This window comes from Shinella yambaruensis, assembly GCF_050859155.1.
Classification (GTDB): Bacteria; Pseudomonadota; Alphaproteobacteria; order Rhizobiales; family Rhizobiaceae; genus Shinella; species Shinella yambaruensis.
On record NZ_CP150638.1, the window covers coordinates 1,332,026 to 1,356,783 of the forward strand.

The following is a 24,758-nucleotide window of genomic DNA, read 5'->3' on the forward strand; positions in this document are numbered from 1 at the left end:
AGATATTTGGTCATCCCACAAACGGGAACTCCGTTGCAGTCTCGCTTTCCCGGGCCGCGCGGGCTTTCGAGCGCATCTGCCACAGCGAGTGCGCAAGCAGCGCGAGGATGAGGATCGAGCCGCCGATCAGGGTCTGGGTGGTGGGCGTTTCGGCAAAGGCGATCCAGACCCAGATGGGGGCGAGCACCGTTTCCACGAGGTAGAACATGCCGACTTCCGGGGCGGAAAGATATCGGGGACCGGTCGCCAGGCACCAGAAGGCGAGGGGCAGGAGCACGAGGCCGTTGAAGAGGATGTAGACGGGTTCGGCGATCGAGAGGCCGCCGGGCGGCAGGAAGAACAGTGCCAAGACGCCCGACAGCACGGCGGCGACGAGCGGCACGAAACCCATGTCTGCGCCGCTCCTGCGGCTCAGCGTCAGCGAGATCGCCAGGAGCAACGCCGAGCAGGCGGCCATGGCATCGCCGAAGAGGTTGCCGCTCGACAGTCCGTCATGCACGATCAGGAGCACGCCCGCGACCATCGCGGCCATGGTGAGGAGCGTGGCATTGCTAGGGCGCTCGCCGAGGAAAATCCAGGAGAGGATGGCGGCGAACATCGATGTGAAGGCGAGGATGAAGACGACATTGGCCGTCGTCGTGTTGAACACCGCCAGCATGAATGTCAGCCCGTTGATGCCGTAGCACAGGCCGATCAGCAGGCCGATGCGTCCGGGAACGAGCACCGTCCTGCGGTGCAGGACGAAATTCAGGCAGGCCCAGAGGACGACCGCCATCACGAACACCGAGATGTTCCGCACGACGACCATCGACCAGACGTCGCCATTGGCGGAACGGATCAGCGGAATGTCGAAGGAGAGGGCGAGGCCGCCGACGGCGGTGATGAGAAGGCCCTTGCGGTGAAGGGCGGGATCGTTTGTCGGGGGCACGGCAGGACCGGATCTGGGAATGCGATGAATACAATATCCTGAAGCAGTTCAGGCGAACAGGATGTCGTCGGACTTGCGCTAGGTGGTGTTGGTCTCGTCGTTATAGCGCTCCCAGCCGCGCGGCATCAGGTGCTCCTGCGGCAGGAACTTTGTCTTGTAGTCCATCTTGCGCGACCCCTTGACCCAGTAGCCGAGATAGACGTGCGGCAGGCCGAGTGCCCTGGCGCGGCGGATGTGGTCGAGGATCATGAAGGTGCCGAGGGAGCGGTCCGCCACCTCCGGATTGTAGAAGGAATAGACCATGGACAGGCCGTCGCCCATGCGGTCGGTCAGCGCCACCGCGAGCAGCTCTCCCTGCGGACGCTCCTTGAGGCCCGAGCCTTCCTCGCGCAGGCGGTATTCGATGACCTTGGTGTGCACATGGGTGTCCTCCACCATCATCGCATAGTCGAGCACCGACATGTCCGACATGCCGCCCTTCTGGTGGCGGGCGTCGAGATAGTGCCGGAAAAGGGAATATTGCTCGCTGGAGGGCTCGGCGGGGTATTCGTGCGAGACGAGATCGGCATTGGCGGCCAGAACCCGGCGCATGGAGCGGCGCGGGGTGAACTCGTTGACCAGGATGCGGACGGAAATGCAGGCACGGCAGGTCTCGCAGGCGGGCCTGTAGGCGATGTTCTGCGAGCGGCGGAAGCCGCCCTGGGTCAGGAGGTCGTTCAGCTCCGGCGCGCGCTCGCCCACCAGATGGGTAAACACCTTCCTCTCCATCTCCTGCGGCAGATAGGGACAGGCCGCCGGCGCGGTGAGATAGAATTGCGGAGAGGATGTTGCCTGCGTATTCATCGGCCGTGGGGCGACTCCGTCGCTGTGTGACACTTCTATGCCGATACCATGGCCTAGTTCAAAAAAAGGTCAACTGGCGCATGACCCTTCAGGCCGGAATCGACAGGGAGAACGGATCATGCGCAAGGCGGGGAGACGTCCCCCGCGTTTCTCAATAGCGGTCGCGGCGAACCATCACCGTGCCGAGCAGCAGGTCGTGCAGCAGGCGGCCACGATCGGTGAAGAGGCCGACGAGCACGATGAACGGCGTCAGGAGCGCATTGCCGATCCAGAACAGCACGAGATGCACGATCGCCGTCAGGAAATCGACCGGCCGTCCGTCGACGCGGGCAAGCGCGAGACCCATGACGTTCATGCCGGCGCTCGCCTGGCTCGGGCCGCCCATCGTCAGGCCGAAATAGAGCATGGCGACGATGGCGAAGAGCGCCGGATAGAGGAAGAAGCCGAGGCCGAGCGTCAGGATGCCGAGGAAGAAGACCACGACGGCGGCCGGGATCCAGAGCAGCGCGACGATCGCATAGTCGATCAGAAACGCAAAGATCCGGCGCGACAGCACGCCGCGATAGGCCTGCCAGTCCGTCGTCGGAACCCGCGTTTCGTTGAAATCAGCACTCATCTGCCTGTCTCCTGGATGGAACATGCCCTTCATATGGGGATGTGTCGGGAGAAAACAACGGGTGCGAGCGAAGGCGGCGGTCTGCTCATTTGGCGTTTGCCCCTCATCCTAGCCCTCTCCCCGCGAGCTGGGACTTGCCCTGCGAACGGGCATTGATTGGGAAAACCGGCGCGGCATATCCCTTCGCACCGCTTGCGGGGAGACGGTGGCCGGCAGGCCGGATGAGGGGCGATGGCGGAACTCAGCCCTTCTTCGCCAGATGCCGCGCCACGTCCATCGCGAAATAGGTCAGGATGCCGTCGCACCCGGCGCGCTTGAACGCCAGCAGGGTTTCCAGCATCACGCGCTCGCCGTCGATCCAGCCGTTCATCGCGGCGGCCTTGATCTGGCTGTATTCGCCGGAGACCTGGTAGGCGAAGACCGGCAGGCCGAACGCTTCCTTCATGCGCCAACAGATGTCGAGATAGGGAAGGCCCGGCTTGACCATCAGCATGTCCGCGCCTTCCTCCACATCGAGCGCCGCATCGCGGATCGCCTCCGTGCCGTTGGCAGGGTCGATGTAGTAGGTCTTCTTGTCGCCCTTCAGCAGGCCGCCGGTACCGATCGCGTCGCGATAGGGACCGTAGAAGGCGGAGGCGAACTTCGTCGCATAGGACATGATGCCGACATTCTGATGGCCCGCGGCGTCGAGCGCCCGGCGGATGACGCCGACGCGGCCGTCCATCATTTCGGAGGGCGCGATGATGTCGGAGCCGGCATCGGCCTGGATGACGGCGGCCCGCGCGACCAGCTCGACCGTCTCGTCATTGACGACGACGCCCTCGCGCAGCACGCCGTCATGGCCGTGGCTGGTGAAGGGATCGAGCGCGACGTCGGTGATGACGCCGATGTTGGGAACCGCCTTCTTGATGGCGCGCGTCGCCTCGTTGATGAGGTTGTCGGCCGCCAGGCTGTTCGAGCCGGTCTCGTCGCGCAGGTGCATCTCGACGTTCGGGAAGGTCGCGATGGCCGGAATGCCGAGGTCGGCGGCCTCCTTCGCCGCCTCCACCAGCCGGTCGACGCTCATGCGGTTGACGCCGGGCATGGCCGTGATCGGATCGACGATATTGCTGCCCGGCACCACGAAGACCGGCCAGAGGAGATCGTCGACCGTCAGGCGGTTTTCCTGGACGAGCCGGCGCGTCCAGTCGGCCTTCCGGTTGCGCCGCATGCGGCGGTGGCCGGTGATCTCGTCGACGATGTTCCTGCTGCCGGTCATGGCGTCTTCATCCCTTGCGCGTGCGATTTCCGCCTCCATATCACGCCCGTCCCGGCAATCAAATCGCGCGCGGGCAAGGGGCCTGCGGCATATGGCCGTGCATGACCGCGGTTACGGGCTTTATGCCGGCCGGCCTTGCCCTTACTGTCCGCGCCATGGTTGCTGATTCTGCCAAGGGCCCGAGACCAAGCCTGACCGAAACGCTGTTCGCCCTCTTCCTGCGGCTGGCGGCGATCGTCTCGCTGTGGTTCGCGCTGCAATACTGGGCGATGCTGACGGGCTTCTCCTTCGGCGGGCAGGGGCGCTTCGACCTGCTGCCGCCGGCCTGGAAGGCGGCCTATACGGCGCTTGCCGTGCTGTTCCCCGTCGCGGCCGTCGGCCTCTGGCTTCTCGTCTCCTGGGGGCCGGTGATCTGGCTCATCGCGGCCGCCACCGAGATCGCCATGCACGAGGTCTATCCCTCGACCTTCGGCGTCAACCGGCTCCTGGTTCTCACCCACGGCGCCATAGCGCTTGTCTTCGTTCTTTTCCGCATCGCGCTCTTCGTCCAGCGCCGCCGGCAGGCCCGCACGGTAAGAACTGATTCACCGTGAGACAGGGTCGCCTTCCGGTAAGGCGCTGTTAAGGCTGCGGTTTAAGTAGAATTTTAGATGCATTCGATAGGGTCTCACTCAAGGCGGGAAAACAAACCACACCGCCAAACAAAACAGTGAGGCAGTAAACCATGAACACCAAGATGAAGCCGCAGCAGGCCCCCGTCGTCGATCCGCAGGAAGACGCGATCCGCAATCTCTACCTGGAATCCCTCCACCTCGTCGAGCGTCTGCACCGTCGCCTGCTCGACGTCATCAAGGACGAGTTCGACCGCGCCGGCCGTTCGGATGTCAACGCCGTCCAGGCGCTGCTCCTCTTCAACATCGGCAATTCGGAACTGACCGCAGGCGAGCTGCGCTCGCGCGGCTACTATCTCGGCTCGAACGTCTCCTACAACGTCAAGAAGCTGGTCGACCTCGGCTTCATCAACCACCAGCGCTCGCGCATCGACCGCCGCTCCGTCCGCATCAGCCTGACGGAAAGCGGCCAGGAGATCGCCGAGACGGTCGCGAAACTCTACGAGCGCCATATCGGCTCGATCCAGAAGGTCGGCGGCATCGGCGAGGGCGAGTTCAACCAGATGAACAAGCTGCTCCAGCGCCTCGATCGCTTCTGGAACGACTCGATCCTCTACCGCCTGTAATTTCCGGGCACCGTTTCCGACCTCCTCCACAAAAGCCGGCCGCGTCCCCTGCGCGTCCGGCTTTTCATGTTTTCATGCGGGGGCTTAGGGTAGCGCACGCCTGCCGAGACACGAATTGGCCATATTGCTGTGACACCCGGACGCTGGGCTAAGGTATGCGCGGGCGGCAGGGCCGGTTTGCGTTTGTTAACCCTGTTCGTGATAGCTGCATCGGGTATGGACCCTTGGGGTCGCCGTGCCGTGCGCACCTCGCCGTTCTTTGCGGCGCTCAGGAGATGGTAGGATCAATGTCTCGCAAAACCGGATTTGATGTGTTCTCGCGCCGCGCCTTCCTGCGCTCCGCCGCAACCTTCGGTGCCGCTGCCGTGGCCGGCCCGACGCTGGCCCAGACAGCGCTCGACGACATCCTCAACGCTCCGCGCCGCGGCAACTGGGACGACCAGTTCGACGCCGAGGCATCGCGCACCGCCACCGCCGTCGTCTCCAACAACCCGATCTTCGGCTCCGGCAGCTCCGGCTATCTCCAGCAGGCGATCAACGACTACCAGAACATCGTCTCCAATGGCGGCTGGCCGACGGTCAACACGCAGCAGAAGATGGAGATGGGCGTCGCCGATCCGGCCGTCCAGCAGTTGCGCCAGCGCCTGATCATCTCCGGCGACCTGCCGCGCTCCGCCGGCACGAACGGCGCCTTCGATTCCTACGTGGACGGCGCGGTGAAACGCTTCCAGGCCCGTCACGGCCTGCCGGCCGACGGGGCCGTCGGCGAATATACGCTGAAGGCGCTGAACGTTCCGGCCGTCACCCGCCTCGGCCAGCTCCAGACCAACCTCGTGCGCCTGCAGGCGATGTCCGGCGACCTTGGCCGCCGCTACGTCATGGTGAACATCCCCGCCGCCTATATCGAGGCCGTCGAGAACGGCCGCGTCGCCTCGCGCCACACCGCCATCGTCGGCAAGATCGACCGTCAGTCGCCGGTGCTGAACTCCAAGATCTACGAAGTGATCCTCAACCCCTACTGGACCGCGCCGCGCTCGATCATCCAGAAGGACATCATGCCGCTGATGCGCAAGGATCCGACCTATCTTGCGCGCAACTCGATCCGCCTCTTCGACGGCAACGGCAACGAAGTCTCGCCGGAAACCGTCGACTGGAACGCCGAGAAGGCCCCGAACCTGATGTTCCGCCAGGACCCGGGCAAGATCAACGCCATGTCCTCGACGAAGATCAACTTCCACAACGAGCACCAGGTCTACATGCACGATACCCCGCAGCAGGGCCTGTTCAACAAGCTGATGCGCTTCGAATCGTCCGGCTGCGTGCGCGTTCAGAACGTGCGCGACCTCTCGGTCTGGCTGCTGAAGGACACGCCCGGCTGGTCGCGCGGGCAGATGGAGGCGACCATCAAGAGCGGCGTCAACACGCCGATCAAGCTGGCCGAGGAAGTGCCGGTCTTCTTCACCTACATCACCGCCTGGTCGGCCAAGGACCGCGTCGTGCAGTTCCGCGACGACATCTACCAGAAGGACGGCGCCACAGAACTCGCCCTCCAGACCGGCTACAACCAGGAAGGCGGCCGCTCCGTCGAGAGCGATCTGCTGCCGCAATAAAGGGTGATCCGTCCGAGGTTTTCGCGGGCCTCGCTTCCTGACGGAAGCGGGGCTTTTCCTTGCCGACAAACATTAGCCAGTCCACCACCGTCATCCTCGGCCTCCGAGCCGTGGATCCACGTCCCCACCCGCGGCGGTGGATGGTCGGGTCAAGCCCGACCATGACGGAGGAGAGGTTTTCGGACCTGGCCGGGCGGCTGGCATGCCAAGTGATCCTTGTCGTTTTTATCGCATAACACGCGCGGAAATGGCGCAAACCGTGGAGCGGATATTGCCCTTGCCATGCGAGGACGCTAAACACCGTGCCACTTGACCCTAAGGAGCCTCGAGGATGAGCAATTCTTCCGCTACCGACGTTTTCTTCACGCGTTCCCTTGCCGATACCGATCCGGAGATTTTCGGCTCGATCCAGAAGGAACTCGGTCGCCAGCGCCATGAGATCGAACTGATCGCCTCGGAGAACATCGTTTCGCGCGCCGTGCTCGAAGCCCAGGGCTCGATCATGACGAACAAGTATGCCGAAGGCTATCCGGGCAAGCGCTACTACGGCGGCTGCCAGTTCGTCGATATCGCGGAAGAGCTCGCCATCGAGCGCGCCAAGAAGCTGTTCGGCGTCAACTTCGCCAACGTGCAGCCGAATTCCGGCTCGCAGATGAACCAGGCTGTCTTCCTCGCGCTGCTCCAGCCCGGCGACACCTTCATGGGCCTCGACCTCAATTCGGGCGGCCATCTGACGCATGGCTCGCCGGTCAACATGTCCGGCAAGTGGTTCAACGTCGTCTCCTATGGCGTGCGCGAGGAGGATCACCTGCTCGACATGGACGATGTCGCCGAGAAGGCCCGCACCCACAAGCCGAAGCTGATCATCGCCGGCGGCACCGCCTATTCCCGCATCTGGGACTGGAAGCGCTTCCGCGAGATCGCCGATGAAGTCGGCGCCTACCTCATGGTCGACATGGCGCACATCGCCGGCCTCGTCGCCGGTGGCCAACACCCGTCGCCGTTCCCGCACTGCCACGTCGCCACGACCACCACGCACAAGTCGCTGCGCGGCCCGCGCGGCGGCATCGTGCTGACGAACGAGGAAGACATCGCCAAGAAGATCAACTCGGCCGTCTTCCCGGGCCTGCAGGGCGGCCCGCTGATGCACATCATCGCCGCCAAGGCCGTCGCCTTCGGCGAGGCGCTGCAGCCGGAATTCAAGGACTACGCCGCGCAGATCGTCAGGAACGCCAAGGCGCTCGCCGAGACGCTGAAGGCCGGCGGCCTCGACATCGTCTCGGGCGGCACGGACAACCACCTGATGCTGGTCGACTTGCGCAAGAAGAACGCCACCGGCAAGCGCGCCGAAGCCGCCCTCGGCCGCGCCTATGTCACCTGCAACAAGAACGGCATCCCGTTCGACCCCGAAAAGCCCTTCGTCACCTCGGGCGTGCGCCTCGGCACCCCGGCCGGCACGACGCGCGGCTTCAAGGAGGCCGAGTTCAAGGAAATCGGCAACCTGATCGTCGAGGTGCTCGACGGCCTGAAGGTCGCCAATTCGGACGAGGGCAATGCGGCCGTCGAGGCATCGGTGCGCGAGAAGGTGCTGGCGCTCACCGGCCGCTTCCCCATGTATTCCTACATGTAAGGAGCCGGCATGCGCTGCCCCTATTGCGGTTCGGAAGATACGCAGGTGAAGGATTCCCGTCCCGCAGAGGACGGGGCCGCCATTCGCCGCCGGCGCATCTGCCCGGATTGCGGCGGTCGCTTCACGACCTTCGAACGGGTGCAGCTGCGCGAGCTGATGGTCGTCAAGAAGACGGGCCGCAAGGCCCCCTTCGACCGAGACAAGCTCTTGAAATCCTTCGAGATCGCGCTTCGCAAGCGACCCGTCGACCGGGACCGCATCGAACGCGCGGTCTCCGGGATCGTCCGCCGCCTCGAAAGCTCCGGCGAGACGGAAATCTCTTCGGAGGAGATCGGCCTCCAGGTGCTGGAGGCGCTGAAGGCGCTCGATGACGTCGGCTTCGTGCGCTACGCCTCGGTCTATCGCGACTTCTCCCATGTCGACGATTTCGAGAAGATCCTCTCCGAAGTCGCCGCCAAGATCGCCCGGGATCCGGGCGCCGACGGCTAGATGTCCGGCCCCGTCGAAGACGACGAACGCTTCATGGCAGCGGCCATCCGCCTCTGCCGCCGCAATCTCGGCCGCACCGCCACCAATCCCTCCGTCGCCTGCCTGATCGTCAAGGACGGCGTCGTCGTCGGCTCCGCCGTCACCGCCCCGGGCGGGCGGCCCCATGCGGAAACGCAGGCGCTGGCCGTGGCCGGTGACGCCGCGCGTGGCGCAACGGCCTATGTCACGCTCGAACCCTGCTCGCACCACGGCAAGACGCCGCCCTGCGCCGATGCGCTGATCGCCGCCGGCGTTTCGCGCGTCGTCGTGTCGGTGACGGACCCGGACGAGCGCGTGGCGGGCAGGGGGCTCGGGATGCTGCGCGATGCCGGTATCGCCGTCGAGACGGGCGTGCTGGAGGCGCAGGGCCGTGCAGCGCTTGCCGCCTATCTCACCCGTCAGACGAAGAAGCGGCCCTATGTGACTCTCAAGCTTGCCGTTTCCGCCGATGGCATGCTCGGCCGGCTCGGCGCGGGCCAGGTGACGATCACCGGGCCGGTCTCGCGCGGGCAGGTGCATGTGCTGCGCGCCGAGACGGATGCGATCCTCGTCGGCATCGGCACGGCGCTCGCCGACGATCCGGAACTGACCTGCCGCCTGCCGGGGCTAGAAACCCGCTCGCCGGTGCGCATCGTGCTCGACCCGCGGCTCGAACTGTCGCCGGGCTCGAAGCTGGCGCGCACGGTGAAGGATGTGCCGGTCATCGTGGTGACGGCGAAGGGGGTGGGGCTACCCCCCTCTGGCCTGCCGGCCATCTCCCCCTCAAGGGGGGAGATTGGATGGGAGCCAAATCCCCATACATCATCCTCTGCAATACCTGCCGCACCGACATTTGATGACGGCGGAGACATTGCCTCCTCGATCTCCCCCCTTGAGGGGGAGATGGCCGGCAGGCCAGAGGGGGGTAACCCGGACGCCACGGCCGATACCCAAATTGCCCGCGCCGCAGCCCTCGAAGCGGCCGGTGTCGAAATCCTTACCTGCGACCCGCGCCGGCTCGACGACCTGCTGATGGCGCTCGCCACGCGCGGCATCTCCTCGCTGCTCGTCGAAGGCGGCGCGCGCACCGCAAAATCCTTCCTCGATGCCGGCCTAGTCGACCGCATCCTGCTGTTTACCGGCGCGGCGGCCATTGGCGGGGAGGGGGTCGCATCCCCATTTGTGTCCGGGCGCATGCCGGATGGCTATTTTCTCCGCCAGACGGCGCATTACGGCGCGGATATTTTGCAAGTATACGAAAGAGACGATTGATGTTTACCGGCATTGTCACGGATATCGGAACGGTCGAGAAGGTCGAGCCCATGAACGAGGGGGTTCGCCTGCGCGTGCGCACCAGCTACGACCCCGCCACCATCGACATGGGCGCTTCCATTGCCCATTCGGGCACCTGCCTCACCGTCACGGCGCTGCCGGAGGCAGGCTCGAATGCCCGCTGGTTCGAGGTCGAGGCGTGGGAGGAGGCGTTGCGCCTGACGACCATTTCCGGCTGGATGCCCGGCACCCGCATCAACCTCGAACGCTCGCTGAAGATCGGCGACGAACTCGGCGGACACATCGTCTCGGGCCATGTCGACGGCAAGGCGGAAATCCTCTCCGTCGAGGCCGAGGGCGACGCGACGCGTTTCCGTATCCGCGCGCCGGAAGGGCTGGAGCGCTTCGTCGCGCCGAAGGGGTCCGTCGCGCTCGACGGCACCTCGCTCACCGTCAACGCCGTCGATGGCGCGGTCTTCGACGTGCTCCTCATCCGCCACACGCTGGACGTCACCACCTGGGGCGAGCGCAAGGCGGGCGATTTCGTCAACTTCGAGGTCGACACCATGGCGCGCTATGCGGCGCGGCTTGCGGAGTTTCCGGCGCCGAAGGCGTGACGATGGCGTGACTCGCCCAGGCGTCGTCATCGATCGGCACCGCCGCGCGTTGCGGCCCGCCCGTGAGGTAACGATATCGATACCTCTTGCTCCGTAGTGTGCGGCATCGGACCGTTGGAGACCGCTGCCGCATGGCGCCTGACTACCAAACCCTTCTGCTGGCGATCGGGCTGGCGGGCTTCTGCCTGTCGGCCACGCTGTTCGCCTCGTGGATGTCCGCCCGCGTCGAACGCTTTCTCCTGAGCTGGTCCATCGGCATCGGCTGCATCGTGCCGGCCGTCGCGGTCTACAGTCTCTATATCGACCAGGCGAGCGTCGCGATCGGGTGCCTTGCCTTCGCGCTGCAGTTCCTCGGCTTTGCCTTCATCTACGGCGCGGCCTACCGGTTCCGCTCCGGCAAGCGGGCGCGCCGGCGCATCGCCGCCGTGCTCGCGGGCTGCCTTGCCGTTGCGCTTCCTCCGCTGGCGGCCGGCTATGACGGCATCGGCTTCATCGTGCTCAACCTGCTGATCGCCGGTTCCCTCGTCGCGACGGCGCGGGAATATTGGCGGGGCCGCGCGGAGGCGCCGCTGCCGCTGATCGGCATCGTCATCCTCTATCTGCTGACGGCCGCCTCCTTCCTGCTCTGTGCCGCCGTGTTGCTGCATGACGGCAAGTGGGTCATGGGTCATGCGCCGGACAACTGGGCGGAAACCCTCAACCTGATCGCCGCCATCATGGGCATTACCGGCATCGGCGCCATGTCGCTCGCGCTCAACCAGTGGCGCATCGCCGGCCGCCACCGCCGTGCGGCCATGACCGACGCGCTGACCGGCCTGCTCAACCGTCGCGCGCTTTTCGATCGCTACGGCGTCCTTCCGGTCGGGGAGCACCAAGCGGCGATCGCCTTCGACCTCGACAATTTCAAGGCGGTCAACGACCGGTACGGCCATGCGGCCGGCGATGCGGTGCTCATGGTCTTCGCCGATGTCCTGCGCGAGTCCTGCGGCGCGGCCGCCTGCCTCGCCCGCCTGGGCGGCGAAGAGTTCGTCGTCGTCTTGGAGCGGACCGTGCCGGACCGCGCGCAGCGCATCGCCGAGCGTATCCGCCAGGACTTTGCCGGCAAGCTCATTCCGATCGGCGGGCGGTCCATCACCTGCACCGTCAGCGCCGGCATCGCCTTTGCCGGCAAGGATTGCGCGAGCTTCGATTCCCTGCTCAGCAGCGCCGACAGGGCGCTCTACATGTCCAAGCGCAACGGCCGCAACCGCGTGTCGCTCGCTGCCTGAACGCGTCAGGCTCCGGGCTCGCCCTTCCAGTAGTCGATGGCCTCCCTCATGCGGCCGATGGTGCGGAACTCGGTGCGGCCGCCGGTAGCGGCGCGCGTCTTGGCGAGGAATTTGCCGGAATCGGGATATTCGCAGATCTCCGTCGCCGCCATGGACGAGATGGAGAGGTATTTCAGCGGCACGGTGCCGGTGTTGAGGATCTGGTGCGCCGTCTCCGGTCCGCCGGCCGGCGCGCCCAGCACGTCACCGGGGGCCGATCAGCCGCCGTTCGTCGCCGTAGCGATAGGTGCCGTGGCCTTCGAGGATGACGAACAGCTCGTCCTCGACATGGTGGCAATGGAAGGGACAGCCGGACTTGCCGGGTGGCACCTCGCCATAGCCGATGCCGAGGGCCTTCAGGCCGAGGAGGGCGCCGAAGGCCGTGTCGCGGGATTCATAGAGCGTGCCTTGCGTCCAGTGCTCGAGCGTCAGCTTGGCAAGGTTGACGATCGGCGGGTTGTGCGCGTTCATCGGGCTTTCTCCTCGTGCCGGGCACGTATCGTTCGCATTTTGTTCCGATGTGTCAAGCCCGCGGCGCGCGGTGGGCCGGCGTGCCGGGGCGCTGAAATCGCCGCAGGCGGCGGAAAATGCTTGCCAAGCTCCGTCCGTCGTGGTTTGACCGCCGCCTCTGCCCGCTGATGCGTGGCCTGCCTCCAATTTTCAGGTGATTCATGGCCGACACCGATAATCCCCATCTCCTCATCGTCGAGGCGCGCTTCTACGACGACATGGCCGATGCGATGCTCGACGGCGCCAAGCATGCGCTCGATGCCGCCGGCGCCACCTACGATATCGTGACCGTCATGGGCGCGCTCGAAATCCCCGCCGCCATCTCCATGGCCCTCGACGGCATGGAAAACGGCGGCACCTGGTATGACGGCTTCGTTGCGCTCGGCATGGTCATCCGCGGCGAGACCTACCATTTCGACATCGTCGCCAACGAATCGAGCCGCGCCCTGATGGACCTGTCCGTCAGCGAGGCCCTGCCGATCGGCAACGGCATCCTGACGGTCGAGAACGACGAGCAGGGCTGGGCGCGCGCCCGCCGCTCGGAAGGCGACAAGGGCGGCTTTGCGGCCCGCGCGGCGCTCACCATGATCGATCTGAAGAAGAAACTGGGCGGCGAACAGTGACGACGGACAGGGACCAGCAGCCGGTGAAGCCGGCCAACCAGCGCGGCGCGGCGCGGCTTGCCGCCGTGCAGGCGCTCTACCAGATGGATATCGGCGGCACCGGCGTCCTGGAGATCGTCGCCGAATACGAGATGCATCGCCTCGGCCAGGAGCTGGACGGCGACACCTACCTGAAGGCGGATGCCTCCTGGTTCCGCTCCATCGTCTCGGGCGTCGTGCGCGACCAGCGCCTGCTCGACCCGATGATCGGCGCGGCGCTGCAGGACGACTGGGCGCTCTCCCGGCTCGATTCCACCGTGCGCGCCATCCTGCGCGCCGGCACCTTCGAACTGAAGGAGCGCAAGGACGTGCCGGTCGCCGTGATCGTCACGGAATATGTCGAGATCGCCAAGGCGTTCTTCGAGGATGACGAGCCGAAGCTGGTGAATGCGGTGCTCGACCGTATCGCCAGGCAGCTTCGGCCGGACACACGCAAGTAGGTTGGCAGGGTGACATGAGCACGGGCACGGTCGAAGGTCTTGAACACGAACTTTCGGCTGCGCGCCGCAACGTCTTCCTCCTGACGATTGCGCAGGCCTTGCTGGCTTCGGCCGGGCCGATCGTCTTCTCCATCGGCGGCCTTGCCGGCTACAACCTGCTCGGCGCGGACAAGTCGCTCGCCACCGCGCCGCTGACCGGCTTCAATGTCGGCGTGGCGCTTGGCGCCGTGCTCGTCGCCATCGCGGCCCGCATGCTCGGGCGCACCTATGGCTTCATCGTCGGCGCGCTCGTCGGCGCGGGGGGCGGCCTCTTGGCCGCCATCGCGCTGTTCCGCGGCGATTTCTGGCTCTTCGCCGTCGGCTTCGTGCTCGTCGGCATTTCCAGCGGCTTTGCCCAGAAGATCCGCTTCGCGGCGGCCGATGCCTCGCCGTCCTTCTACAAGCCGCGCGCCATTTCCTGGATTCTGGCCGGCGGCGTCATCTCCGCCGTGCTCGGCCCCCAGGTGGTCATCCTCACCAAGGACCTGTTCGAGCCGGTGCTGTTTGCCGGCGCCTTCGTGGCGCTGGCCCCGCTCTGCCTTGCCGCGATCGGCCTCTTCCTGTTCCTGCGCCTGCCGGACCACAAGGCGGCGGCCGTTGCGACGGGGGAGGTGACGCGGCCGCTCGGCGAGATCGTGCTGACCCAGCGGTTCATGACGGGCATGATCTGCGGCATCTCCTCCTACGCCCTGATGACCTTCATGATGACCGGCGCGCCGCTGGCCATGGTCATCGGCTGCGGCTTCTCGCCCGAGCTGGCGACGCTCGGCATCCAGTGGCATGTGCTCGCCATGTTCGCGCCGAGCTTCTTCACGGGCATGCTGATCCAGCGCTTCGGCACGGAAAAGGTCGTCGCCGCCGGCCTCCTCATCCTCATGGCCTGCGCGGCGGTCGCCCATGCCGGCCTCGAACTCTGGAATTTCTGGGGCGCGCTGATCCTGCTCGGCGTCGGCTGGAACTTCGGCTTCATCGGCGCCACCGCCATCGTCGCCTCCAGCTACAAGCCGCACGAGGCCGACAAGGTGCAGGGGTTCCACGACATCATCCTCTTCGGCACGGTGGCGCTCGCCTCCTTCTCCTCCGGCAAGGTGTTCAACGCCTATGGCTGGCAGACGATCAACCTGATGTTCTGGCCGATCACCGGGGTGAGCCTCGTGCTCGTTCTTCTCCTGCTTTTGCGCAGCCGCCGCGCGGCTGCCTGAGCCCGTCCGCCGGCCGACGTCGAAAAATCCAGCGCAGCGCGCCGCTTGCCGCAGTGCAGCGGCTTGACGCAACCGATTCGCAAACGCACTCTGGCCCCGCGCCGGCTCCCGTCTTGTGAGGAGGCAAGCGGGAGCGGACGCATATCGGCTGCGGGGAGAGGACCCCGCGGCCTCCAAGGAGGACAGAGCGAAATGACCATATTGTTGGGCGTTATCGCATGCGGGTTGCTCTCGGTGGTCTATGCCATCTGGGCGACACGGTCGGTGCTTGCCGCCGATCAGGGGAATGCCCGCATGCAGGAAATTGCAGGTTATATCCGGGAAGGGGCGCAGGCCTATCTCACCCGGCAGTACAAGACCATTGCCATCGTCGGGGTCGTCGTCTTCGTCGGCACCTGGCTGCTGCTTTCCGCTACGGCTGCCATCGGGTTCCTGATCGGCGCCGTGCTCTCGGGTGCCGCCGGTTTCATCGGCATGCATGTGTCCGTCCGCGCCAATGTGCGCACGGCGCAGGCCGCATCCGTCAGCCTGTCCTCCGGCCTCGACATCGCCTTCAAGTCGGGTGCGATCACCGGCATGCTTGTCGCCGGTCTCGCGCTGCTCGGCGTGTCGATCTACTATTGGGTCCTCACCGGCCTGCTCGGTCAGGAGCCGGCCTCGCGTGAGGTCATCGACGCGCTCGTCGCGCTCGGCTTCGGCGCCTCGCTGATCTCCATCTTCGCCCGTCTCGGCGGCGGCATCTTCACCAAGGGTGCGGATGTCGGCGGCGACCTCGTCGGCAAGGTGGAAGCCGGCATTCCCGAAGACGACCCGCGCAACCCGGCCACCATCGCCGACAATGTCGGCGACAATGTCGGCGATTGCGCCGGCATGGCCGCCGACCTCTTCGAGACCTATGCGGTGACCGTCGTCGCCACCATGGTCCTCGCGGCGATCTTCTTTGCCGGCACGCCGGTCCTTTCCAGCGTGATGATCTATCCGCTGGCGATCTGCGGCGCCTGCATCATCACCTCGATCGTCGGCGCTTTCTTCGTCAAGCTGGGCACCAACGGCTCCATCATGGGCGCGCTCTACAAGGGCCTCATCGTGACGGGCCTCCTGTCGATCGTCGGCCTTGCCGCCGCCACCTCGCTCACCATCGGCTGGGGGGCCATCGGCACGGTCGCGGGCACGGAGATCACGGGAACGAACCTGTTCATCTGCGGCCTTCTCGGCCTCGTGGTGACGGCGCTCATCGTGGTGATCACCGAATACTATACGGGCACCAACAAGCGCCCGGTGAACTCCATCGCGCAGGCCTCCGTCACCGGCCACGGCACCAACGTCATCCAGGGCCTCGCGGTCTCGCTGGAATCGACCGCGCTGCCGGCCATCGTCATCGTCGGCGGCATCATCGCGACCTACCAGCTGGCCGGTCTCTTCGGCACCGGCATCGCCGTCACCGCCATGCTCGGCATTGCCGGCATGATCGTGGCGCTCGACGCCTTCGGCCCGGTCACCGACAATGCCGGCGGCATCGCCGAGATGTCGCACCTGCCGCCGGAAGTGCGCAAGTCGACCGACGCGCTCGACGCGGTCGGCAACACGACGAAGGCCGTCACCAAGGGCTATGCGATCGGTTCCGCCGGTCTCGGCGCGCTGGTGCTCTTCGCCGCCTATTCGAACGACCTTGCCTACTTCGCCGCGAACGGGGACAAGTATCCCTACTTCGCCGGCATCGGCACGATCTCCTTCGACCTTTCCAACCCCTATGTCGTCGCCGGCCTGATCTTCGGCGGCCTCATCCCCTATCTCTTCGGCGGCATCGCCATGACGGCCGTCGGCCGTGCGGCGGGCTCCATCGTCGAGGAGGTGCGCCGGCAGTTCCGCGAGAAGCCGGGCATCATGGCAAGCACCGAACGGCCGGACTACGGGCGCGCGGTGGACATCCTCACCAAGGCGGCGATCCGCGAGATGGTCGTGCCCTCGCTGCTTCCGGTGCTGGCGCCGCTCGTCGTCTATTTCGGCGTGCTGCTCATCTCCGGCTCCAAGGCCTCGGCCTTTGCCGCGCTCGGTGCCTCGCTGCTCGGCGTCATCGTCAACGGCCTCTTCGTGGCGATCTCCATGACCTCCGGTGGCGGGGCGTGGGACAATGCCAAGAAGAGCTTCGAGGACGGCTTCGTCGACAAGGACGGCACCCGCCACCTGAAAGGCTCGGAAGCCCACAAGGCCTCCGTCACCGGCGACACCGTGGGCGATCCCTACAAGGACACGGCAGGCCCGGCGGTCAACCCGGCGATCAAGATCACCAATATCGTGGCGCTGCTGCTGCTGGCCATTCTCGCCTGACCGGCACCGCCGCTCGGCAGGCAAAAAGAAACCGCGGGGAGCGATCCCCGCGGTTTCTTGTTTCCGGGAATGGCCGGAGGCCTTACTTCGGGCCGCCGCCGCCGAAGATGTTCTGGATCGCCGCGCCCGGCGCACCGCCCGAGCCGCGCAGCAGCTGGCCGAGGAAGGTGAGCTCCACGCCGCCGGTCGGCGTGACGCGGGAGATCAGGTCGAAGACGCGGCCGTCCTTCAGCGTGTAGTGCGCAAGGCGCTCGACCACGCCGTCCTTGTCGAAATAGACGGCGAGAACGCTCTGCTCGACGACCTTCGGCTTCATGAAGGCGACGGGGCGGGTGCGCTTCTGCGAGATGTAGTAGAAGACCTCGTTGTCGAAGGTCGCGGTCGCGGACGGCGAGCCGAGCGAGAGCAGGACCTGCTCGCGCGAGGAGCCGACCGGTGCCAGCGCCAGCGTTTCCTGGTCGACGACATACCCCTGGTGCAGCACTTCGCCGGGACCCTGGCAGCCTGCGAGAACGGAGGAGGAAAGCGTGATGGCAATGGCGGCGTTACGCAACAGCTTCATGTTCAGAGCATCTCTCTTCAACAACATCCCCGGGACTGTGATGGCCGCGCAGCCATTGCAATTCATGCCTGCTTCGGTAAACCAGCTTCGACCGTCATGCAACATGACTTGCGACGGCTCCATGGTTTGAATCGGGCAAAACTAGGCTTTATGATGATTTTCGGCCTGTTCGGCAAAAAAAACGGCAACCGGCGTATTGTCGAAAGGCAGTACGCGACGCTGACACAGGCGGCGCGCCATCCCTATCTCTATGAAGCGCTTGATGTTCCTGACACGGTGATGGGGCGCTTCGAGATGCTCTCGGCAATGCTGATCCTCTACTTCCGGCGCACCCGCGCAAGCGGCACGTCCGGCCAGGAGATCGCCCAGGAGATCGTCGATGCCTTCTTCGAGGATGTTGACCATTCGATTCGCGAGCTCGGGGTCGGCGATGTCGGCGTGCCGAAACGCATGAAGAAGTTCGCCGGCATGTTCTACGGCCGGCTGGAATCCTACGCGGCGGCGCTCGATTCCGGCGACCGGGACGGGCTTGCGAATGCGCTCCGGCGCAATATCTATCCCGAAGCGGGTGAAGGCGCGCCCTCCATGGCGGGGCTCGCCTCCTATCTCTTTGCCGCCGAACAGGCGATGATGGCTGTCGGCGAGGATGCGATCGCGGTCGGCGCGCTGGCCGTTGCGGAACCCGGTCATGAAGGACACACCCTAGGGCGGTGAAAAGGACGAGAATGACGAAAGACGACGACACGCCGTTTTCCTATCCGGTCAAGGTGGGGCATATCTCCGGCAACCCGGTCGAGGTGACGCTGAGTGCCGATGCCGAGGAGCGCGCGGGGCTGGCGAAACTCTGGTCCGTGCTGGAGGTGAAGGCGCTGTCCGCCACCTTCCAGGTCATGCGCTGGAAGCGCGACGGCGTGCGGCTCAAGGGCCACGTCGAGGCGGACATCGTGCAGGCCTGCGTGGTGACGCTCGATCCGGTGGAGGCGCATATCGACGAGCCGGTCGAGGTCGTCTTCGTGCCGGAAGGCTCCAAGCTGGCGCGGCTTCCGGCCGCGACCGAGACCGGCGAGATGCTGCTCGATCCGGACGGCCCGGATGCCCCGGAGGTCTTTACGGGCGACACGATCGATGCCGGCGTGGTCGCCGCCGAACATGTGGCGCTCGCCATCGATCCCTATCCGCGCAAGTCCGGCGCGGGCTTTTCCGGCCATATCGAAAGCACCGACGCGGACGACAAAAAACCGTCGCCTTTTGCCGTTCTGAAGGACTGGAAAAAAGACTGAACGGCTCCTGAGACGCCCGATAATTCAGTTGTGCCCCCGGCGAAAAGCGGTATTTTGACCGAATTCCGCCGCGGCAGCCTTCTGCCCCTGGAAAACAAGAATTAAGGCAAGACACGCGTGGTCAGAATTTCCGTCGACGTCATGGGTGGCGATTTCGGCCCCAAGGTCGCTATCCCGGGCGCAGCCAAGGCTCTCGAGCGTCATCCCGACATCCGCTTCGTGCTTTTTGGCAATGCCGCCGAATGCGAGCCGTTCCTGGCGCAGCATCCGAAACTGAAGGCCGCCAGCACCTTCCACCATTGCGATGTCGCCGTCGCCATGGACGAGAAGCCGAGCCAGGCGCTGCGCCGCGGCCGCGGCAAGTCCTCCATGTGGCAGGCGATCGACGCCGTTGCCAAGAACGAGGCCGATGTCGCCGTTTCCGCCGGCAATACCGGCGCGCTGATGGCCATGTCGAAATTCTGCCTGCGCATGATGGCCAATATCGAGCGCCCGGCGATCGCCGGCATCTGGCCGACCTTGAGGGGCGAGAGCATCGTGCTCGACATCGGCGCGACGATCGGCGCGGATGCGAACCAGCTCTTCGATTTCGCGCTGATGGGCGGCGCCATGGCGCGCGCCCTGTTCGAGATCGACAAGCCGACGCTGGGCCTGCTCAATGTCGGCGTCGAGGAGATCAAGGGCCAGGAAGAGGTGAAGGCCGCCGGCCAGCTCATACGCGAGGCCAATTTCGACACGATTGACTATTACGGCTTCGTCGAGGGCGACGATATCGGTCGCGGCACGGTGGACGTGGTGGTCACGGAAGGTTTTGCCGGCAACATCGCACTGAAGGCGGCGGAAGGCACGGCGCGGCAGATCGCCGAATACCTGCGCGCCGCCATGTCGCGCACCTGGATGGCCAAGCTCGGCTACATCCTTGCCAAGAGCGCCTTCGACCGGGTGCGCGAGAAGATGGATCCGCGCAAGGTGAACGGCGGCGTGTTCCTCGGCCTCAACGGCATCGTCATCAAGAGCCATGGCGGCACGGATGCCGAGGGCTTCGCGGCCGCCGTCGATGTCGGCTACGACATGGCCCGCAACGGCCTCAAGGACAAGATCGAAAGAGATTTGCAGAAGTATCATGCCGGCCGCCCCGTCGAAGGGGCCGCCCAAGGCATGACCGACGAGGTATAGAATGATTCGTTCAGTGGTCCGCGGTTTCGGAGCGGCGCTTCCGAAGCGGGTTCTCACCAATGCCGAACTGGAAAGCATGGTCGACACATCCGACGAGTGGATCGTGCAGCGCACCGGCATCCACCAGCGCTACATCGCCGGCGAGGGCGAGACGACCGCCTCGCTCGGCGAGGCCGCCGCGCGCGCCGCGCTCGACAAGGCGGGCCTGACGGCCGCCGATATCGACGTCATCATCGTCGCCACCTCGACGCCGGACAACACCTTCCCGGCGACCGCCGTCAACATCCAGAACCGCCTCGGCATGCACCATGGCTTCGCCTTCGACGTGCAGGCCGTCTGTTCCGGCTTCGTCTATGCGGTGACGACCGCCGACGCCTATATCCGCGGCGGCCTTGCCAATCGCGTGCTCGTCATCGGCGCGGAAACCTTCTCGCGCATCCTCGACTGGACCGACCGCACGACCTGCGTGCTCTTCGGCGACGGCGCCGGCGCCATCGTGCTGGAAGCGGCGGACGGGGCGGGGACCAACCAGGACCGTGGCGTCCTGACGGCGCAGCTGCGTTCCGACGGCGCGCACCGCGAAAAGCTCTATGTCGACGGCGGTCCGTCCACCACGGGCACGGTCGGCCATCTGCGCATGGAGGGCCGCGAGGTCTTCAAGCATGCGGTCGGCATGATCACCGACGTGATCGTCTCGGCCTTCGACGCCACCGGCTTTGCCGCCGAGGACATCGACTGGCTGGTGCCGCATCAGGCGAACAAGCGCATCATCGACGGCTCGGCCAGGAAGCTCGGCATTCCGCTCGAAAAGGTCGTCGTCACCGTCGACCTGCACGGCAACACCTCTGCCGCCTCTATCCCGCTGGCGCTGGCCGCGGCGGCGGGCGACGGGCGAATCAAGGAGGGCGACCTCGTGCTGCTGGAGGCCATGGGCGGCGGCTTCACCTGGGGCGCGGTGCTGCTGCGCTGGTAGCCATTTCCACGCGCCCGCCCATTGGGGGAGGGCGGCTTTCGGCAAAGGGAACGCGGGAACGGGCCGGCTCCGGCCCCCCTTTGCCATGCGGGAACGCCGGCCGGCGGCGGGTGAAACGGTCTCTCCCGCATCAGGGCGCAGGGCCGCTTGACCCGCAGGGGCAAGGACAATACTCTTCCGCCACTTAACCATAGGCTTTCAATGGGAAATCGGTGAGGAACGATGAGCGGCAAGACGGTGACACGCGCAGATTTGGCCGAATCGGTTTTCCGGAAGGTCGGCCTTTCGAGGACCGAATCCGCAGAGCTTGTCGAAACCGTGATCGACGAGATCTGCAATGCCATCGTGCGGGGTGAGAGCGTGAAACTCTCCTCCTTCGCCACCTTCCAGGTGCGCGACAAGAACGAGCGCATCGGCCGCAACCCGAAGACCGGCGAGGAAGTGCCGATCTCGCCGCGACGGGTGATGACCTTCAAGGCGTCCAACGTGCTCAAGCAGCGGGTGCTGAAGGCCCATCTCGCGCGCAAGGCGAAACAGAAGCCGGCTTCGCCCGCTTCCTGAGCGATTTTCTGCCTATAGCCGGCGATTCGGCAATTTGAAACTTGAATATCGTTCGGCAACCCGCTGAAATGAATACGATTCGGCAGCGCCTTTCGCTGGCCGTGCGCGCGCTTTCATCGAGGGTAGAATGGACAAGAGTCCGGATGCTTTCCGCACCATCAGCGAGGTTGCCGACGATCTCGACCTGCCGCAGCATGTGCTGCGTTTCTGGGAGACGCGTTTCACGCAGATCAAGCCGATGAAGCGCGGCGGCGGGCGCCGCTACTATCGGCCCGAGGACGTGGACCTCTTGAAGGGCATCCGCCATCTTCTCTACGACCACGGCTACACGATCAAGGGCGTGCAGAAGCTCCTGAAGGTCAACGGCAACCGCTTCGTCGCCGCCATCGCCAGCGGGGACCTTGCCACCGTCGAGGCGCTGGCTGCCGCCAGCCACGAGGAGCCGACCCCGCCGAAGGCCGGCAGCGACGAGGACCAGATCGTCGGCCGCGCCAAGGCGCCGGCCAGCCGCCGCTTCTTCTCCTTCGTCGGCGGCGGCGACGAAACGCCGGAAATCTCGATCGGCAAGACCAGCGTCGGCAAGGAAGACCGCGCGCTCCTGCAGGAAGCGCTCTACGATCTCCTGGAATGCAAGCGCCTGCTCGACCAGGTGCGCTGAGCCTTTTCCGGGCGTCCAGCGCGTCCTGGTCGCCGGCCCGCCCATTGCCGGGCAACTCGGCCCAAGCGATCCAGCATCCGCCGGCGCCGTCATGCCGCAGGTTCGGTCCGCTCCATCCGCATCCGGGCAGCATGCTTCACCGCCATGAAGGGGCCGCCGTCAATCCCGCTGCTGCATCGGCTCCCAGCCGCGCACGAAGCCGCGCCCCATCGCCGAGCGGGTCAGCGCGAGCTGGCGCCGCAGATGCGCGCAATCGGCCAGCAGCGTCGCGATCGTCGCGCGCGCATCGCCGTCATGCCAGGCAAGGGCGGCGCATACGGCATCGTCCCCGTCCTCCTTCGGTTCAGTCTGTGCTTCGTACTCGGGAAGCGGTCGCACGTCGGCATTCTCCTGTGGTGACACAGAAAATCGGGGATTTCCGGGATCGAGATAAGCAGGTCTTCGCCTTTGTTCTTATTATGTTCTCATGCGCCGCAGAGTCAAGCGCGCGAAACGGAGTGGCAGAAGGAAAAGGCCCCGCACGGTGGCGGGGCAAACAAGCGTCACGCTTGGCTCTCAGTGACGCGGGGGAGTGCTCGCAAATGACAAGCGAGCAGAGGCATCCTACGACTTTCGTCTAATGCAGGGGAAGGTCTGATTCGGTGTTTCCGGTACGGTTGTGAAAAAAATTGCACTTTTCGGTGGCTGCAGGCTACGGCGGGCTGGAGCTCCGCTCGCCTGCTTGATCCGGGGCGTACCACCAAGTCCCGGGCGTTTGAACGCCCGCAACGTCATGCCCGCAAGACAATTCCCCACTTTCGTTCCCGCCTTTGATTTTTGGGCTTGCATCCAAATGCCCGAGACTATAGGGGTTTGCGCGGTCCGGAATGTAGCGCAGCCCGGTAGCGCACTTGACTGGGGGTCAAGGGGTCGTGGGTTCGAATCCCGCCATTCCGACCATTTTTCCTTTTATTTTCGACACTATGCCTGGTTCCGACGGGAACCTTGTGGCTTCGCCTGCGTTTTCCACGGCCGGCCTCGTTTGCCGGTGATATCGGCAGCGTGAGGAGACGGAAATGGAAGATGCAGGTGTCGGCTGGATTGCGGCCATCATCATCGGCGGTATTGCGGGCTGGCTCGCCGAAATGTTCATGAAGAGCAATATGGGCGTGCTGATGAACATCGTGCTCGGCATCGTCGGGGCGGCGGTGGCGAACCTCTTGCTCGGCCTGATCGGCGTCTCGCTCGGCGGCTGGATCGGCTATCTGATCGCGGGCTTCATCGGTGCCTGCATTCTCATCGCGCTGGCGCGGGCGATCAGGCGTTAACACGCCGCGCTGGAGAGAAGACGGTTCATCATCGAAGACCGCCGTTCCGAAAGAGCGGCGGTCTTTTACTTCAGGCGATCAGGCCGCGGTAGATCGCTTCCGTTTCACAGACCATGCGGTCGAGGCTGTAGTCGGGGCTGCGGGCGCGGGTGAGGGCGGCGGCGGTGTTGCGGGCGAGGTGACCGGGATCGCTGAGGCGCAGCATGGCCTCGGCGAGGCGCGTCGGATCGTCATCGTTTTCCACCAGAATCCCGTTCTCGCCGTCCTTCAGCACCATGGAAACACCGCCGACATCGGTAAGGATCAGCGGCCTGCCGGCGGCGGCGCCCTCCAGCATCACATAGGACATGGCCTCGTAGCGGCTCGGCATGGTGAGCACGTCGATGGCCGCCATCGCCTCCACGCCGGTAAAGCCCGTGGTGAGGTGGATGCGCGCGCCCTGGCCGCTCGCTTCGACCTGCCGGCGCACCTCCGCCTCCATGTCGCCGCTGCCGATCATCAGGAGATGGGCGTGCGGCACGCGTTCGGCGACCTGCGCGAAGGCCGCCACCAGGCGCTCCGGCGCCTTCTGGCGGCAGAGCCGGCCGACGAAGCCGAAGAGCAGCGCCTCCATGGGGATGCCGAGAGCCTGCCGCACGGAGGCCCGGGAATCGGCGGGCGGCGTTTTAACGCCGTTGACGACGATCGACAGTTTTTCGCGCGGCATGCCGAGCGCGCGGGCATGGGCATATTCGTCGGCCGAGACGCAGATGACGCGATCGGTGAGGGCGCGGGCGAGCAGCTTCTCGATCGCGCCGTAGACCGTGCGGCCGAGCGCGCCGAGGCCGGGATCCATGGTGTAGAAGGCGTGCGGCGTGTAGACCCGCGGGATGTGGCGGCCGGGCAGGCGCAGGCGCGCCAGCGCACCGGCCTTCGAGCTGTGGGCATGGATGATGTCGAAGGGGCCGGCGCCGCGCATGACGGCGCGGATCGCGCGCCAGGCGCCGACATCGGACGGGCCGGGCGCACGTGTCATGGCGACGGCGTGCAGGCCGGCAAGGCCGAGTGCCTGCAGTTCCTCGACGAAGCGCGCTTCCGCCCGCAGCGGCGAATAGATGGCGTGCACGGCATGGCCGCGGGCCGTGAGGCCGCGGCACAGGTCGATGAAGTGCCGGCCGGATCCGCCGCCGCCGGTCTCCAGCACCTCCAGGAGGCGCATCTGGCGCAGGGCCCTGTCCTGTTTTCTGCTCATGGTA

General features: G+C 65.6%; 26 protein-coding genes, 1 tRNA gene and 1 pseudogene. 20 read left to right on the top strand and 8 right to left on the bottom strand.

What is annotated here, in order from left to right; translation table 11 throughout:
• Positions 1-10: 10 nt before the first annotated feature.
• The 4 genes from WMC41_RS06535 to hemB all read right to left on the bottom strand — a co-directional run bounded on the left by WMC41_RS06535 (position 11) and on the right by hemB (position 3,645).
• Positions 11-928 carry a DMT family transporter gene (locus WMC41_RS06535; protein ID WP_288081766.1) on the bottom strand — a complete coding sequence of 306 codons (918 nt, stop codon included), beginning with the start codon at positions 926-928 and terminating at the stop codon, positions 11-13.
• 78 nt (positions 929-1,006) lie between these two features.
• On the bottom strand, positions 1,007-1,771 hold the full coding sequence (locus WMC41_RS06540) for an arginyltransferase (protein WP_288081767.1): 765 nt from the start codon (positions 1,769-1,771) through the stop codon (positions 1,007-1,009).
• A 151-nt stretch (positions 1,772-1,922) separates the two neighbouring features.
• Positions 1,923-2,387 carry an RDD family protein gene (locus tag WMC41_RS06545; RefSeq protein ID WP_064329698.1) on the bottom strand — a complete coding sequence of 155 codons (465 nt, stop codon included), beginning with the start codon at positions 2,385-2,387 and terminating at the stop codon, positions 1,923-1,925.
• A 241-nt stretch (positions 2,388-2,628) separates the two neighbouring features.
• Complete coding sequence (gene hemB, locus WMC41_RS06550; RefSeq protein WP_288081768.1) at positions 2,629-3,645, bottom strand: porphobilinogen synthase; 1,017 nt, start codon at positions 3,643-3,645, stop codon at positions 2,629-2,631.
• 155 nt (positions 3,646-3,800) lie between these two features.
• Between hemB and WMC41_RS06555 the strand changes: the two genes are divergently transcribed.
• The 8 genes from WMC41_RS06555 to WMC41_RS06590 all read left to right on the top strand — a co-directional run bounded on the left by WMC41_RS06555 (position 3,801) and on the right by WMC41_RS06590 (position 11,786).
• Positions 3,801-4,238 carry a DUF6163 family protein gene (locus tag WMC41_RS06555; RefSeq protein WP_244766010.1) on the top strand — a complete coding sequence of 146 codons (438 nt, stop codon included), beginning with the start codon at positions 3,801-3,803 and terminating at the stop codon, positions 4,236-4,238.
• Positions 4,239-4,369: 131 nt separating this feature from the next.
• Entirely contained in the window at positions 4,370-4,882 is a 513-nt protein-coding gene (gene ldtR, locus WMC41_RS06560) for a transcriptional regulator LdtR (RefSeq protein ID WP_024270688.1), read from the top strand.
• Positions 4,883-5,169: 287 nt separating this feature from the next.
• The gene (locus WMC41_RS06565) at positions 5,170-6,492 is read left to right on the top strand and encodes a L,D-transpeptidase family protein (RefSeq protein WP_288081769.1); all 1,323 of its coding nucleotides are present in this window, start codon (positions 5,170-5,172) and stop codon (positions 6,490-6,492) included.
• A 331-nt stretch (positions 6,493-6,823) separates the two neighbouring features.
• Positions 6,824-8,122, top strand: a complete 1,299-nt coding sequence (gene glyA / locus WMC41_RS06570; protein WP_432347378.1) for a serine hydroxymethyltransferase — start codon at positions 6,824-6,826, stop codon at positions 8,120-8,122.
• 9 nt (positions 8,123-8,131) lie between these two features.
• The gene (nrdR, locus tag WMC41_RS06575) at positions 8,132-8,611 is read left to right on the top strand and encodes a transcriptional regulator NrdR (RefSeq protein ID WP_244765926.1); all 480 of its coding nucleotides are present in this window, start codon (positions 8,132-8,134) and stop codon (positions 8,609-8,611) included.
• A complete protein-coding gene (ribD, locus tag WMC41_RS06580) occupies positions 8,612-9,901 on the top strand; it encodes a bifunctional diaminohydroxyphosphoribosylaminopyrimidine deaminase/5-amino-6-(5-phosphoribosylamino)uracil reductase RibD (RefSeq protein WP_432347380.1) in 1,290 nt (429 codons plus the stop codon).
• Entirely contained in the window at positions 9,901-10,518 is a 618-nt protein-coding gene (locus WMC41_RS06585) for a riboflavin synthase (protein WP_244765924.1), read from the top strand. Before ribD ends, WMC41_RS06585 begins: the two co-directional genes overlap by 1 nt.
• A gap of 131 nt (positions 10,519-10,649) precedes the next feature.
• Complete coding sequence (locus tag WMC41_RS06590; protein WP_432347382.1) at positions 10,650-11,786, top strand: diguanylate cyclase; 1,137 nt, start codon at positions 10,650-10,652, stop codon at positions 11,784-11,786.
• A 5-nt stretch (positions 11,787-11,791) separates the two neighbouring features.
• Here WMC41_RS06590 and WMC41_RS06595 read toward each other — a convergent pair.
• A pseudogene (locus tag WMC41_RS06595) lies at positions 11,792-12,296 on the bottom strand (cupin domain-containing protein).
• Positions 12,297-12,496: 200 nt separating this feature from the next.
• Here WMC41_RS06595 and ribH point away from each other — a divergent pair.
• The 4 genes from ribH (at position 12,497) to WMC41_RS06615 (ending at position 17,006) form a co-directional block, all read left to right on the top strand.
• Positions 12,497-12,958, top strand: a complete 462-nt coding sequence (ribH, locus tag WMC41_RS06600; protein WP_288081775.1) for a 6,7-dimethyl-8-ribityllumazine synthase — start codon at positions 12,497-12,499, stop codon at positions 12,956-12,958.
• Positions 12,955-13,437 carry a transcription antitermination factor NusB gene (nusB, locus tag WMC41_RS06605; RefSeq protein WP_244765920.1) on the top strand — a complete coding sequence of 161 codons (483 nt, stop codon included), beginning with the start codon at positions 12,955-12,957 and terminating at the stop codon, positions 13,435-13,437. The genes ribH and nusB overlap by 4 nt, the downstream gene beginning before the upstream one ends.
• A gap of 14 nt (positions 13,438-13,451) precedes the next feature.
• Positions 13,452-14,678 carry an MFS transporter gene (locus WMC41_RS06610; RefSeq protein WP_432347384.1) on the top strand — a complete coding sequence of 409 codons (1,227 nt, stop codon included), beginning with the start codon at positions 13,452-13,454 and terminating at the stop codon, positions 14,676-14,678.
• A 192-nt stretch (positions 14,679-14,870) separates the two neighbouring features.
• Positions 14,871-17,006, top strand: coding sequence for a sodium-translocating pyrophosphatase (locus WMC41_RS06615; RefSeq protein ID WP_272805024.1), 2,136 nt, complete (start codon positions 14,871-14,873; stop codon positions 17,004-17,006).
• Positions 17,007-17,088: 82 nt separating this feature from the next.
• Here WMC41_RS06615 and WMC41_RS06620 read toward each other — a convergent pair whose 3' ends face one another.
• Positions 17,089-17,568, bottom strand: coding sequence for an outer membrane protein assembly factor BamE (locus WMC41_RS06620; protein ID WP_432347386.1), 480 nt, complete (start codon positions 17,566-17,568; stop codon positions 17,089-17,091).
• 153 nt (positions 17,569-17,721) lie between these two features.
• Here WMC41_RS06620 and WMC41_RS06625 point away from each other — a divergent pair, with 153 nt between their 5' ends.
• The 6 genes from WMC41_RS06625 (at position 17,722) to WMC41_RS06650 (ending at position 22,216) form a co-directional block, all read left to right on the top strand.
• Complete coding sequence (locus WMC41_RS06625; protein WP_244766009.1) at positions 17,722-18,282, top strand: ubiquinol-cytochrome C chaperone family protein; 561 nt, start codon at positions 17,722-17,724, stop codon at positions 18,280-18,282.
• An 11-nt stretch (positions 18,283-18,293) separates the two neighbouring features.
• The gene (locus tag WMC41_RS06630) at positions 18,294-18,848 is read left to right on the top strand and encodes a YceD family protein (RefSeq protein ID WP_432347387.1); all 555 of its coding nucleotides are present in this window, start codon (positions 18,294-18,296) and stop codon (positions 18,846-18,848) included.
• A gap of 117 nt (positions 18,849-18,965) precedes the next feature.
• Positions 18,966-20,024: a phosphate acyltransferase PlsX gene (gene plsX, locus WMC41_RS06635; RefSeq protein ID WP_244765915.1), complete on the top strand. Its 1,059-nt coding sequence runs from the start codon at positions 18,966-18,968 to the stop codon at positions 20,022-20,024.
• Position 20,025: 1 nt separating this feature from the next.
• Complete coding sequence (locus WMC41_RS06640; protein ID WP_432347389.1) at positions 20,026-20,997, top strand: beta-ketoacyl-ACP synthase III; 972 nt, start codon at positions 20,026-20,028, stop codon at positions 20,995-20,997.
• 222 nt (positions 20,998-21,219) lie between these two features.
• Complete coding sequence (locus WMC41_RS06645) at positions 21,220-21,558, top strand: integration host factor subunit alpha (RefSeq protein ID WP_064329714.1); 339 nt, start codon at positions 21,220-21,222, stop codon at positions 21,556-21,558.
• 127 nt (positions 21,559-21,685) lie between these two features.
• Positions 21,686-22,216 (top strand): MerR family transcriptional regulator, encoded by a 531-nt coding sequence (locus tag WMC41_RS06650; protein WP_244765913.1) that lies wholly within the window; start codon positions 21,686-21,688, stop codon positions 22,214-22,216.
• Positions 22,217-22,375: 159 nt separating this feature from the next.
• Here WMC41_RS06650 and WMC41_RS06655 read toward each other — a convergent pair whose 3' ends face one another.
• Positions 22,376-22,594 (bottom strand): hypothetical protein, encoded by a 219-nt coding sequence (locus WMC41_RS06655; RefSeq protein ID WP_288081779.1) that lies wholly within the window; start codon positions 22,592-22,594, stop codon positions 22,376-22,378.
• Positions 22,595-23,078: 484 nt separating this feature from the next.
• On the opposite strand from WMC41_RS06655, the gene WMC41_RS06660 reads away from it, so the two are divergent.
• A tRNA-Pro gene (locus tag WMC41_RS06660) sits at positions 23,079-23,155 on the top strand.
• A gap of 116 nt (positions 23,156-23,271) precedes the next feature.
• Positions 23,272-23,523, top strand: a complete 252-nt coding sequence (locus WMC41_RS06665) for a GlsB/YeaQ/YmgE family stress response membrane protein (protein ID WP_244765882.1) — start codon at positions 23,272-23,274, stop codon at positions 23,521-23,523.
• Between the two features lie 70 nt (positions 23,524-23,593).
• Here the strand turns inward: WMC41_RS06665 and WMC41_RS06670 are convergent, their stop codons facing one another.
• Complete coding sequence (locus tag WMC41_RS06670) at positions 23,594-24,754, bottom strand: glycosyltransferase (RefSeq protein WP_432347392.1); 1,161 nt, start codon at positions 24,752-24,754, stop codon at positions 23,594-23,596.
• Positions 24,755-24,758: the final 4 nt, after the last annotated feature.